Origin of the sequence: Heyndrickxia acidicola (assembly GCF_001636425.1) — a bacterium.
In the GTDB taxonomy this organism is placed as follows: Bacteria; Bacillota; Bacilli; order Bacillales; family Bacillaceae_C; genus Bacillus_AE; species Bacillus_AE acidicola.
In genome coordinates this window covers 76,694-89,972 of record NZ_KV440953.1, presented here as the reverse complement: position 1 = coordinate 89,972, position 13,279 = coordinate 76,694, and the positions used below count along the sequence as shown (strand labels likewise).

Below are 13,279 nucleotides of genomic sequence, written 5' to 3'. Positions count from 1 at the left end.
GTTGTATTTGGGCGGTTTAATTGTCAGCAGCTAAATCACATAATCCATTCCTTTTTTCCTAATAACTCCGTTTATCATGTGAGTTACAGAACTTTATAAGAAATAAAAAGCCAGTGAATCACCGGGCTTATTTTTATTAAAAACGCCAACCTTTAGTCAAATGTAATCGCATTCACTGCGTCGCGATCCAGACGTTTGATGACTTCTGTGATCAGCTTAACAGCATTCTCATAGTCATCTCGGTGGAGCATGGCAGCATGTGAATGGATGTAGCGTGTTGCAATGGTAATAGATAGTGACGGCACACCATTTGCAGTTAGATGAATGGAACCTGAATCTGTTCCCCCGCCTGGAATGGATTCAAATTGGTATGGGATGTTTAATTCATCCGCAACGCCAACCACCACATCCCTCAAACCTTTATGAGAAATCATCGATGCATCATAAAGGACAATTTGAGGTCCTTTGCCCATTTTGCTCATTGCTTCTTTTTCCGTAATGCCAGGTGTGTCTCCTGCAATCCCTACATCGACACCAAACGCAATATCTGGCTGAATTTTTTGCGCAGCCGTTTTAGCACCGCGAAGGCCCACTTCTTCTTGAACCGTTCCTACACCATACACTACATTTGGATGATCTTCATTTTGAAGGTTTTTCAGAACATCAATGGCAATGGCACAGCCGATGCGGTTATCCCATGCTTTTGCCAAAAGCATTTTTTCATTATTCATGACGGTGAACTCAAAATAAGGTACCACCATATCGCCTGGTGTCACGCCCCACTCAACAGCTTCTTCACGGCTTGAAGCTCCGATATCAATGAACATATCTTTAATTTCGTAAGGCTTCTTGCGTGCTTCAGGAGATAACACATGCGGAGGCTTTGAGCCTATCACACCAGTAATGTCCCCTTTTTTGGTGACGATGGTGACACGCTGTGCAAGCATAACCTGTGACCACCAGCCTCCAACCGTCTGGAAACGCAGGAAGCCTTTATCATCAATTTTTGTAATCATAAAGCCAACTTCGTCCAGATGGCCGGCTACCATAATTTTCGGACCGTTGCTGTCGCCGATTTTCTTAGCAATTAAGCTGCCTAGTCCGTCTGTTTCTACTTCGTCTGCCAATGGCTCTATGTATTTTTTCATTACCTGGCGCACTTCGTATTCATTGCCAGGGATGCCTTTTGCATCCGTTAATTCCTTAAGCATGGTTAAGGTTTCGTCCAGCTTTGCCATAATAGAATCCCCCCGTATAGTTTTGTACTGTCTTATTATAATCCAAACGATGTAAATGTACAAAAATTCAGCCATTAACCTGAGGTACTTTCTGCTCTCCTGCTGGTTGATTTCCGCTACAGGCACTCGCTTTCCGCGGGGCGGTAGAGGAGCCTATTGTTAGCAAGCTTCTGAGGGGTATCCCTTTGGCCAGCTTTTCCCGCAGGAGTCTCGCGCCTTCCACTTCAATCAACATGGGTTTCAAATCTACATTGGACTATAGCTGGGACATTGGGTACGTTCTAATCTTCCTGCTGGTTGATTTCCGTATCGTTCATCATACTTCACTTTAAGATACCTAAAGTAAAAGCAGCCAAAGAAATATAAAAGCCATCCCCGACTCATTCAGGAATGGCTTTTCGTTTAATCTATTAAAGAGCTGTTTTTGCTTTGCTTGCTAATTCAGCGAATGCTTTTTCATCGTGAATTGCAAGGTCAGCAAGCATTTTACGGTTTACTTCGATGCCAGCAACTTTAAGTCCGAACATTAAACGGCTGTAAGAAAGACCGTTCATGCGAGCAGCTGCGTTGATACGAGTGATCCAAAGTTTGCGGAAGTCGCGTTTTTTCTGGCGACGATCGCGGTAAGCATACATATAAGATTTCATTACTTGCTGGTTAGCAACTTTGAATAATGTATGTTTTGAACCAAAATAACCTTTAGCTAATTTAAGAACTTTTTTACGACGTCTGCGGGTAACTGTACCGCCTTTTACACGTGGCATATTATTTCCCTCCTATTTAAATCTCGATCATTACTTAATATTGTCAAGCATATGGCGAATGCGTTTGAAATCACCTTTAGAAACGATCGCTGCTTTACGAAGCTTACGTTTTTGTTTTGTAGATTTGTTGGCAAATAAATGGCTAGTGTAAGCGTGAGAACGTTTTAATTTGCCGGAACCTGTTCTTTTGAAACGCTTTGCTGTGCCGCGGTGAGTTTTCATTTTTGGCATGTGCTATTCCTCCTCAATGCATCACTTTTCATTTTTTGGTGCTAATACTAAGAACATGCTGCGACCGTCCATTTTCGGTTTTGATTCAATTGTGCTGACTTCTGCACATGCTGTTGCAAAGCGGTCAAGAACTCGCTGGCCAATTTCCTTATGTGTAATGGCACGGCCCTTGAATCGGATTGACGCTTTTACTTTGTCTCCATTTTCAAGAAACTTAATCGCATTGCGAAGCTTTGTATTGAAATCATGTTCTTCGATTGTCGGGCTCAAACGAACCTCTTTTAAGTTGATAATTTTTTGATTTTTACGTGCTTCTTTATCTTTCTTCTGCTGTTCAAAACGGTACTTTCCATAGTCCATGATACGGGCTACAGGCGGTTTAGCATTTGGAGCAACAAGAACAACATCAAGATTTACACGGGAAGCAATTTCCATTGCTTCATTTCGAGATTTGACACCAAGCTGCTCGCCGTTTTGATCGATAAGACGAAGTTCACGGGCACGAATACCTTCGTTAACCATCATGTCTTTGCTAATAGTTAGCCACCTCCAAGGTTTTTTCGCGAAGAAATGGATCTTCGCATAAAAGCTGCTTAAGCTGCAGACTTTATAAAAAGTCTTACAGTTCACAGTTGCTTTTGTAACTGGTTTTGAATCAGAATATCATCTTTACAAACCCACCTGCACACCTGTCCCGCGCATATTGAGTGACTTTTTACGCAATAAAAAAGTGCGGGACGTTGAAGGAACCCGCACTACATTCGCATGAATAGTCTTGAATGTTATGAAACCTAAAACCTGTCAACTACAACTATGCGTCAATCAGGTGAGAAGCGGGCTGCCTCTTCTTGCTCGATCTGATATTCAATTTACCTTAGATACTATATCACAAAACAGATTTTCATGTCAAATCCTAGACTTAGTAAAGTTCATTTATAACAACATTGTTTATGATATCAAAGACTGGATTCAAGTGCAAGACCTTTTTATAATATTCTTCCTCGGAAAAAGCTAATTTTTGACTAATATCCTTTACAAGTCCTCTAAATCCTTTCTATTCTCTCAAAAAAACAAGGGAAATCACTCTCCCTTGTCTGTTGTTTTCTATTATCTCTTTACTTCTTTTTGAAGTGCAGCCAGGAAATCATCAAAAGAAATCGTTTCTGATTTTTGTTCACCGTATTTACGGACATTTACGGCTTTCTCCTGCATTTCATTATCCCCCACTACCAGCATATAAGGAATTTTTTGCATTTGGGCTTCACGAATCTTATAGCCCATCTTCTCATCCCTGTTATCAAGCTCCACCCTAAACCCTTCACGTTGAAGCTTTTCTTGAATTTCTTTAGCATAATCATAATGGGCTTCATTCGAAACCGGAATGACTTCCACTTGAACAGGAGCCAGCCAAGTTGGGAATGCACCCTTATATTCTTCAATCAAAAAGGCCACAAAACGCTCCATTGTTGAAACAACTCCTCGATGGATAACAACCGGGCGGTGAGGCTTTCCATCTTCCCCTACATACGTTAAGTCGAAACGCTCAGGAAGCAAGAAATCAAGCTGTACAGTTGAAAGAGTTTCGTCTTTTCCAAGAGCTGTGCGAACCTGAACGTCGAGCTTTGGACCATAGAATGCTGCTTCGCCTTCCGCTTCATAATAGTTAAGGCCGATTTCATCCATTGCTTCCTTCAGCATGCTTTGTGCTTTGTTCCACATTTCATCATCATCGAAATACTTCTCTTTATCTTCAGGATCACGGTAGGATAAACGGAAAGTATAATCATTAATATCAAAGTCCTTATACACTTCCAAAATCAAATTAACCACACGGATAAATTCATCTTTAATCTGGTCAGGACGGACAAAGACATGGGCATCATTCAGTGTCATTCCGCGCACCCTCTGCAGCCCGGCCAAGGCACCCGACATTTCGTAACGGTGCATTAATCCAAGTTCCGCAATACGGATTGGAAGCTCGCGGTAGCTGTGAATGGCGTTTTTATAAATCATCATGTGATGAGGGCAGTTCATAGGGCGAAGGACCATTTGTTCATTGTCAAGATCCATAACCGGGAACATATCCTCATGATAGTGATCCCAGTGGCCGCTTGTTTTATAAAGTTCCACATTTGCCATAATTGGTGTATAAACATGGCTGTAGCCCAAGCGTTCTTCTTTATCCACGATATAACGCTCAATTGTTCGCCTAATTGTTGCACCCTTTGGAAGCCATAACGGAAGACCCTGTCCAACCTGCTGGGAGTTCATAAACAAGCCTAATTCCTTCCCAATTTTCCGGTGGTCACGTTCTTTTGCTTCTTCCAGGAATTTTAAATGCGCTTCAAGTTCTTCCTTTTTGAAAAACGCTGTACCATAAACACGCTGCAGCATTTTTTTGTTGCTGTCTCCGCGCCAGTATGCCCCTGCAATGCTTAGAAGCTTGAATTCCTTGATTTTTCCTGTTGATGGGACATGAACTCCGCGGCAAAGATCAAAAAACTCACCTTGTTCGTAAATGGTTACCTTCTCATCAGCCGGAATGGCATCAATCAATTCCTGCTTGTATTCATCACCTGCAAAAAGCTGTTTCGCTTCTTCGCGTGATACCTCTTTACGGACAACTTCCAGGTTCTCGTTTACAATTTTTTTCATTTCTTTTTCAATCTTAGGCAAATCTTCAGGAGTTATAGACACTTCCAAATCCATATCATAGTAAAATCCGCCGTCAATGACAGGTCCCACTCCGAGTTTTACATTGCCGTATAAGCGTTTAACAGCCTGTGCCATTAAATGTGCAGTACTATGGCGAAGCACTTCAAGCGCGTCTTGATGATCCGGGGTTACGATCTCAATAGATCCGCCTTCTTCAAGCGAACGGCGTAAATCCACTAATTGGCCATTCAATTTGCCTGCTATCGCTTTTTTCTTTAAGCCAGGGCTAATAGATGCAGCGATATCTTCGGTTGTTGTTCCTTGTGGAAATTCCTTTATAGCTCCATCAGGGAAAGTCATTTTTAAAACGTCTGACATGTTCGTCACTCCTTTATCTTTCTAAAGAATATAAAAAAACCCGCCCCTGGAAAGGGACGAGTTTTGTTCACACGTGGTTCCACCCTAATTTCCATTTCATTTCAACAGAAAATAAAATGGCTTTCGGCTTTTTTAACGGAATAACCCGTCAACCGCTAGTGATTCCTATTATTAAGGCTGTTCACGGTTGAAGTTTAAAGGCGGTAAGTATCCAATTCGTGTTGGAAAGGTTGCAGCCTTGCCTTTCCTCTCTGAAAACCGTAAAAGAATACCCTTGTCCTTATCATTACCTTTTACATTATGGTAAATGGAATTTATTGATATGTACGTAATTATAAAAGGTTATTTAGAAAAAAGCAAGGGAGAAAAAGGTTAAGGCTCTTTTCGTACACTTTGTTGCTATTTGATATAAACAAATCTTAAAAATCCAGGTTCTATATCAAAACTTGTGATTTACTAGCGAAAAGATGCCACGAAAAAAGACAGCTCACAGAATGTTCCATTTTACGCAAAGCAGCAATCTATGCGAAAACCATCAAGATTAAAAATCATTCACCGCATCCCGGGTATATCCGCATTTTTGATTCCAGAAATCTTCTTTCCTTAATAAAGTGATCCGTTCTTCAAAGATATTTTGAATGGTCCTGATTAAGGCTACATCAGGATTGTCTGTATACAAATAAATAGAAGCAGGCGCAAGGGACAGAAGGGGTGCAATGGTTACCGAATCAATGTATACGGGATGGTTTGTGAGAAGCCGGCGGTCGATCAGTTCTTCCATATCTTTTTTTGTCATTTTTTCAAAGTCTTCATGAAAAAACTCTCCATATTCTTCAAAATAAATACGAACTATGTTTTTTCTCGGCTTGCGGTTTTTAACATAATCCCGGAGCATCTGGATAAATACCTGGTAATCTTGCTCCATCTTATACTCATCAATGGCCATTTCAATATAGCTTGTTAAACATTGAAAATAATCCTTTAACCGAAATGTTATAAACGAGTCAAATGAGATGGAATCCCCCTGTCGGATAAAAGAAGAAACAGCATCATGGATCATCCGTGTTTCATCCACTTCCCCAACAAGCGAAGTCAGTTCCTTGCGTTCTCCTTTAAACATGCCGTCAACTATTTCTGTTATGTTGTCCTGTTCCTCCGCTTCTTTAAAATAGTACATATCACTGAGGATATCTTTTACCCAGTCATTCCGTTTTTTTATCATAATAAAGTGGACAATGGCCTCCTGAATCTCTATTGTACCAGTATCCACTTCGGAAATGGTCATAGTGTACTGCTTTTGATTCTGAAAGATCGTTTCTGAGAAATAAATGCTTCTTCCTCTTTTTGCAAAGTATTCTTTAAGCCATACGGCATCATCAAAGCCTTTTACGATAAGTTCCACTCTTGGCCCCCCTTAACCTGACATTCATCCTGCTAAATCCTTATTTCTGCCTCAAGCTCAATATGGAATTCCTATGACAGGAGTTACTAAATTATATGGAGGGCTTGTTTGATTTAGAATAGAAAAAAGCAAAAGGACAGGCGTTTACATGCCTGTCCTTCTGTTGGGTCCTTCCACCCTGACCGGAGTCGTAAGATATTTTATCCTCTCCATTATGCGGGCAGCCTTCAATTTTTCCTCTTCGCCTCTTTGCGTGTAGCTTAAATGATGCTGAAGACCTTGATAATCAAAATTCGAAGTGAAAATGGTTGGCAGATTTTCCTGCATCCTGAATTGGACGATCGAACCTAAAATTTCATCTCTTGTCCAGCTCGTCATTGCTTCCGCACCAATGTCATCAAGCATAAGAATAGGGGCTTTTTTTACTCTCTCAAGCTTTTCGCTTAAAGTGTGATCACCAAGAGACTGCTTCATTTCCCTAAAGAATTCAGGTACATATACAATCAATGAGGCTATTTGTTTTTCTGCAAGCTGATTTGCAATGGCACCAAGCAAATAGGATTTCCCTACACCAAAGTTACCGTATAAATACAGGCCCTTCATCTTTTTGCCCGGCTCATATCTGCTTGCAAAGTCAACTGCAAATTCATAGGCATTCAGCCTGCCCTCTGTATCAAGAGAGAAATCACCAAAAGACGCTCCAAGTATGTCCTTTGGCATATAAATGCTTTGGATCATTTTTTCTAGTTGTTTTCTTTCATCATCAATTGCCTTGCGATGACACTTTCTGTAATGAATGTCGATTGAGCTGCCTCTTAAGGAAAGCTCCGGCTCGTATCCATTCATCATGTTGGCGCATTCCCCAAGACTCGGGCAATTTCGGCAATTCTTCGCCTGAGAAATATATTCATACAGCTTCATCATGCTGTTTTTAAGCATTGTCTGGGTAATTTCACCAGTGTGTTCCCTTAAAAAGGCTTGAACATCAGGATGTGACATAATCTCCTGCTTCATTTGCTCATACCTTTGCTGAAAGCCGCCGCTGTTCATCATTCTCCCAAGGGTCTGGTCAATCCTGTCCATTCAATCACCGCCTATTTCTTAAATTTCTTTTGAAGTTCTTCCAATCTCTTACGTTTTTCTTCTATTGATTCCTGATCCGGCTTTGCCTGGACACTTTGATTTTCTGTCTCATCATTTTCCACAAACCAGTCAGGAAGCTTTTCCTTTCGGATTGGCTGTTTCCGGACGTTATTCTGGGTTTTCTTGTTTTCCGCCCACTCCTGATACTGGCGATGCTCATTCTTTGCCAGCTCCATTGCCTCTTTAACAGACTTAACCTTTTTCCTGGACCAATGAGAAGCAATCTTTTCCAAATAATTCTTTGAAAGCTTCATATCTGTCTTCAGCATAACATATTGAATGAGAACATTGGTAACACCAGGTGACAGCTGCTGCTGGAACATCACTTCTTCAAGAGCCTGCAGATCACCCTTGGAAGGCTCCGCTCCATCTGAAATATCAATGAGGAGCTGTCTAGGAGAAGTCGTTTCAAGATAAGCAATCAGTTTTTCTTCCTGCGTAGACACCTTTTCAGTACTTCCCCGGTAAACTGGGGGCTGTATCCTGTCAACAAGATTCGGCAATTCATTTGCATTCTCAATTTGATACCAGTCTCTGGCAGCTTTGCGGAGTTCCTCAATATCAATCTCCTGCTCATCATTTAAAGCAGTAAGCAGGAGATTTTTCATGTCAACTGCGTTAATATTGTATAAAAATGATAATTTAAGAATGGCTTCTTTCACTGGAGCCGTCAGTGCCCTCTGTGGCAGTATCATTTCGTGAAGACCGGCTTTTAGTATTTCAAAATCAAAATCCGTATTTTCGATTTTGATCGAGCTTGTTTCTTTCCGTGTAAAATATTCATGGTCGGACATCACCCTGCTTTCATGCTGTCCCTCTTCATCCATAAGAATGTTTGCCCCGCCAGCTTGTGACGCAAAGACATCCTGAAAGGTACGTGTAATTTCCTGATATTCATGAGTAATTGGTGATTTGTCTGAAAAGTATTTTTTCAAACGGGAGAAATGAGCTTTCCCAAGCTTTCTATAAAGAAATACATTTAACATGCCATCAGTAAAAAACTGTTCCGGGGATAATGGAGGCTGCAATTCATAAATAAACATCCGCTCATCCCCCGTTTTTTGAACAAAAGATTTTAACAGTCCCATTCCTTCCAGCTTTATTCGGTATTCATATATCTCCCTTAAATTTACAGATAAAAAATTCATAAGATGGTAATGAGTCCATTCCTCTGATGAAAGCCGGTTCTCCTCCACTTCGCTCCAAAGAGTCATGTAAAGACTAAAGCATCCGGCGCCAATTAAAGGCTGATATAATAATGATAGCACCTTTCGGTCAAAATCATGCAAAATCCCATTTAAGGCTACTTGGTAACGATCCACAGGCTGCATATGATTCCATAATTGATTCATGGATGGCACATCCTTAACTTTTTGTGCATGGATAAGCAAAGTTGAGTGAGGCTCATTTAACAGTCAATGAAAAAAGACAGTCAAACGAGCCTGCAAGTCAATGTCTATTAGGATGAAGCTGAGCTTCATTTTAAGATCAATCTTTTTTTAAAAGATCCTTCAGCTCTTCTAAAAAAACATTTAAATCTTTAAATTGCCTGTAGACGGAAGCAAATCGGACATAGGCAACTTCATCAAGAGCTGCAAGCTTATCCATAACCATTTCACCGACAATTTCAGAATTCACTTCAGAATAGCCTTTGCTGCGAAGGCTGTTTTCTATTTCCATCGGTATTTTTTCTAAATCAGCCAACGCCACAGGCCGCTTTTCACACGCTTTAATGAGTCCACGCAAAATTTTGTCACGGTTAAACTCTTCCCTGACTCCTTCTTTTTTCACAACAATCAGCGGTGTTTCTTCCACTTTCTCGAATGTTGTGAAACGATATAGACACTCCTCGCATTCTCGCCTTCTTCGGATGGAACGTCCTTCATCAACAGGGCGCGAGTCAACTACCCTGGTGCTATTATGATGGCAAGACGGACATTTCATTTAATCAGCTCCGTTCAAACGAACACTATTATCTACATGATATATAAAAGCCTCAAAAATCACAAGAATTTATTATAGGAAAAGCGAAGTGTGCCCGCTTATCGGCGACCAGCATAAGACAAGGCGGCTAAGAGGTTCGCTCTTTAACCTCTTTGATGGCTTGGATTATGACCTCGAGCCGATGGCACACGGAGCTGGACAGGGAAAAGCGAAGTGTGCCCGCTTACCGGCGACCAGCATAAGACAAGGCGGCTAAGAGGTTCGCTCTTTAACCTCTTTGATGGCTTGGATTATGACCTCGAGCCGATGGCACACGGAGCTGGACAAAAGGAAAAGCGGAGGGCATCCGTTCAGCGATGTCCGGTGTGAGTCAAGTCGGGCAGTATTGCGCAAACTCCAAATTGCACCAGTAAATTACCTCTATAACAAAAAAGAGTGCGCCAATGTAATCATCGGCCACTCTTTTCGTTTTTATTTTCATGTCCATATTGACTTTAGTTACAGATTAGTGTGCTGCCACTTTTGCTTTCTTCATTTGGACTGGACCCATACCTCTAGGCAGTTCCATTTTTTCACATGTTTCAGCTTCCAACGCTTCAGCAATGTAATCCGCTGCAATATTCGGATCAAGATCACCACATGTATAGACATCTATACTTGCGTAACCATGCTCGGGAAAGCTATGAATGGTTAAATGTGATTCAGAAATGATCACAACACCGCTCACACCTTGTGGAGCAAACTTGTGAAAAGCTACTTCCCTTATTTCGGCACCGGACTTTAATGCTGCATCAACAAACGTTTTTTCAATAAAATCCATGTTGTTCAGTTTATTAAAGTCACAACCCCATAATTCAGATATTACATGACGACCCATTGTTTCCATCGATCGTTCCCCCTTAAAGATAGATTTTAGCGATCTAAGAACAATTTGCAATATTTGAGTTATGCAACTACCACGGGGGAAAGTTAGTCCAGAGAGGTCCTAACCCTTTAAGTAACTGCAAGTCTATTCAATTTTCTGCATCTTGTCATTCATGAGCTAATAAGTTCACGAAAAATAGTATACTTGGTTTAGAGTGGTTTTGCAACATGTGAATATGATTTTATTTTGTGAATCTCGAAAAACCAAAGAATTTTAGGTGGGAAATGCCATTTCACTTTGTCTTCGCCAAAGTCACCTGATTACGGCGACATCATCAGTTGGGATCGTCCAAACTGTTTCATTTTAGTCAGTTGTTCAACTCCCTTCACTTTTGTTAAAGCTGTTTTCACTTCGATTGCTGCCTTCTTAGAGGCATCATTACTCGCTCTGTTTAGAAGCTTGCATATTGAATTTGTTTTACAATTTCATTCACCAAACAGCAACAAAGTTTAGAGAATAAGCTTCGAAATATAGCTCTGGCTGTAAAGGTAAAATTACAGCCGTCCATTAGACCGCTCGGTACCTTGTTCCCTTTTTTCAACTGTTTTAAAAGTAATACGACATTTTTTTATTAACTTGACCTAAGTGGACAAATAACAATCGTTGAAAATGTTGAGGAAAATGGGATGTCTTAAGGTGTTTGCTGCAAAAAATAAGAAAAGCGCAAGCGCTGGGCTAGACAGTGAATATGAATAAATAAAAACCCATTTGTCAAGGATTTCTCCTTTAACAAATGGGCTTCTATAGAAAAACAATATTCCTTTACCCAATATTCAGCTTAATTTCACTATTCATTTCAGCAGCCACCAATTTAGCTAAGTCCACTACTCTGCAGGAATATCCCCACTCATTATCATACCAGGCAAGGACCTTCACTTTTTTCCCTTCCATCACGATGGTAGATAAGCCGTCAATAATACTGGAATAAGGATTCGTATTAAAATCCACAGATACCAATGGCTCATTCGTAATATCCAGAATACCGTACAGCGAACCGTTTGCTGCAGTTCTAAAAGCATCATTCACCATTTCTACCGTCACATTTCCTTTTAAATCAACGACTAAGTCGACCAATGAAACATTCGGAGTTGGAACTCGAAGTGCCATCCCGTGGAGCTTTCCTTTTAAATGAGGGATAACCAAAGCCAGTGCTTTTGCTGCCCCCGTAGTGGTAGGAATGATTGATTGACCGCAAGCCCTTGCTCTGCGCAAATCCTTATGTGGATTATCAATGTTATTTTGATCATTTGTAAAGGAATGGATGGTTGTCATAAGACCGTTTTCAATCCCGAATTGTTCATCAAGCACTTTTATTACAGGTGCCAGACAATTCGTTGTACAGGAAGCATTGGAGATAATATGATGCTCTTTAATATTCAGCGTGTCCTGATTTACTCCCATTACAATGGTAACGTCTTCATTTTTGCCTGGGGCAGTCAGAATAACTTTTTTAGCTCCCGCCTCCAGATGCATCGAAGCTTTTTCACGGCTGTTAAATTTCCCTGTCGCTTCAATGACGATATCTATATCCATTTTCCTCCAAGGAAGTTCTTCTGGATTTCGGTTATTTAACAATTCAATACGATGGCCATTTACAATAATAGAATTTTCATCTGTCAGCACAGTTGCATCAAATTTCCCATGAACTGTGTCATACTTTATTAAATGAGCTAATGTTTCAGCTGGATAGCTCGCATTAATAGCAACGACGTCTAGATTCTCATCTAGAACAGCCCTTCTAAATACCATGCGGCCTATACGGCCAAATCCATTAATAGCTACTTTTGTTCTCATCTTAGCAGCTCCCTTTAATTAGTGTTATACTTAATGATTGTTTCAACCAAAATTAGTATAACATAATTAAATAAATTTTACATGATTAATTTTGTCCTTTTTTGTTAAATTCAAAATAAACGATTCCATAAAAAAGGGCCATCAGAGGGAACTGCCTCCAATGGCCCGCGTGCTAGGGGATTAACTTCCATTCATGTATATAAGAGTTTAGTTGTTTTTCCGTTTCAACCAAAGATCCATTGTTATTAATAACCGCATCTGCTAAAAGAATTTTTTCACGCAGCGGCATTTGGGACGATATCCTGGCCCTTGCATCCTGTTCAGACAATTGATTCCGAAGCATCAGCCTTTCCAGCTGCACATCCTCATCCACAAATACAAGGATTGTTTTTTCCACCATACTCATCAGCTTGCTTTCGAAAAGCAGCGGAATATCCAGAAAGATAGTATGCCTTCCATCAGCAATTGCTGCATTTTTTTCCTTATTCATATAGGCTCTAACAGCTGGGTGAACAAAGCTGTTCAGCAGCAATCGTTTGTCATTATGATTAAAAATAATGTCGCCAAGTGCTGTGCGGTTTATACTTTTGTCCTCATTTAAAATGCTTTCACCAAACTCACGGACAATTTGGTAATAGGCGGTTTCCCCTTTTTCCACTACCTTCCTTGCAGCAAGATCTGCGTCAACAACGATAAAGCCCTTTTCAATTAACATTTTAGCAACTGTGCTTTTTCCACTGGCAATGCCGCCTGTCAAGCCTATAATAGATGCCATTATCCTGCTATCCCCTCTAACGTTAAGATA

The 13,279-nt window shown here is 40.6% G+C and carries 12 protein-coding genes and 2 other annotated features; all 12 genes read right to left on the bottom strand.

All coding sequences use genetic code 11. The features are described 5' to 3' along the window. Positions 1-152: 152 nt before the first annotated feature. Positions 153-1,238, bottom strand: a complete 1,086-nt coding sequence (locus A5N88_RS00360; RefSeq protein WP_066261663.1) for a M42 family metallopeptidase — start codon at positions 1,236-1,238, stop codon at positions 153-155. Positions 1,239-1,648: 410 nt separating this feature from the next. Beyond that, positions 1,649-2,002: a 50S ribosomal protein L20 gene (rplT, locus tag A5N88_RS00355; protein WP_066261662.1), complete on the bottom strand. Its 354-nt coding sequence runs from the start codon at positions 2,000-2,002 to the stop codon at positions 1,649-1,651. A 30-nt stretch (positions 2,003-2,032) separates the two neighbouring features. Beyond that, positions 2,033-2,233, bottom strand: a complete 201-nt coding sequence (rpmI, locus tag A5N88_RS00350; RefSeq protein WP_066261660.1) for a 50S ribosomal protein L35 — start codon at positions 2,231-2,233, stop codon at positions 2,033-2,035. Positions 2,234-2,254: 21 nt separating this feature from the next. Beyond that, on the bottom strand, positions 2,255-2,758 hold the full coding sequence (gene infC, locus A5N88_RS00345) for a translation initiation factor IF-3 (RefSeq protein WP_157090562.1): 504 nt from the start codon (positions 2,756-2,758) through the stop codon (positions 2,255-2,257). 193 nt (positions 2,759-2,951) lie between these two features. Continuing rightward, positions 2,952-3,089: a sequence feature (ribosomal protein L20 leader region), on the bottom strand. Positions 3,090-3,340: 251 nt separating this feature from the next. Beyond that, complete coding sequence (gene thrS / locus A5N88_RS00340) at positions 3,341-5,266, bottom strand: threonine--tRNA ligase (protein ID WP_066261654.1); 1,926 nt, start codon at positions 5,264-5,266, stop codon at positions 3,341-3,343. A 49-nt stretch (positions 5,267-5,315) separates the two neighbouring features. Then, positions 5,316-5,562: a binding site (T-box leader), on the bottom strand. 245 nt (positions 5,563-5,807) lie between these two features. Further along, complete coding sequence (gene ytxC / locus A5N88_RS00335; protein ID WP_066261652.1) at positions 5,808-6,668, bottom strand: putative sporulation protein YtxC; 861 nt, start codon at positions 6,666-6,668, stop codon at positions 5,808-5,810. A 144-nt stretch (positions 6,669-6,812) separates the two neighbouring features. Continuing rightward, a complete protein-coding gene (dnaI, locus tag A5N88_RS00330; RefSeq protein WP_066261650.1) occupies positions 6,813-7,751 on the bottom strand; it encodes a primosomal protein DnaI in 939 nt (312 codons plus the stop codon). Positions 7,752-7,762: 11 nt separating this feature from the next. After that, on the bottom strand, positions 7,763-9,163 hold the full coding sequence (locus A5N88_RS00325) for a replication initiation and membrane attachment family protein (protein ID WP_066261648.1): 1,401 nt from the start codon (positions 9,161-9,163) through the stop codon (positions 7,763-7,765). A gap of 136 nt (positions 9,164-9,299) precedes the next feature. Further along, the gene (gene nrdR / locus A5N88_RS00320; protein WP_066261638.1) at positions 9,300-9,755 is read right to left on the bottom strand and encodes a transcriptional regulator NrdR; all 456 of its coding nucleotides are present in this window, start codon (positions 9,753-9,755) and stop codon (positions 9,300-9,302) included. A gap of 505 nt (positions 9,756-10,260) precedes the next feature. Next, a complete protein-coding gene (gene speD, locus A5N88_RS00315) occupies positions 10,261-10,641 on the bottom strand; it encodes an adenosylmethionine decarboxylase (protein WP_066261636.1) in 381 nt (126 codons plus the stop codon). 801 nt (positions 10,642-11,442) lie between these two features. After that, positions 11,443-12,474: a glyceraldehyde-3-phosphate dehydrogenase gene (locus A5N88_RS00310; RefSeq protein WP_066261635.1), complete on the bottom strand. Its 1,032-nt coding sequence runs from the start codon at positions 12,472-12,474 to the stop codon at positions 11,443-11,445. 172 nt (positions 12,475-12,646) lie between these two features. Next, positions 12,647-13,249 (bottom strand): dephospho-CoA kinase, encoded by a 603-nt coding sequence (coaE, locus tag A5N88_RS00305; RefSeq protein ID WP_066261633.1) that lies wholly within the window; start codon positions 13,247-13,249, stop codon positions 12,647-12,649. Positions 13,250-13,279 lie beyond the last annotated feature (30 nt).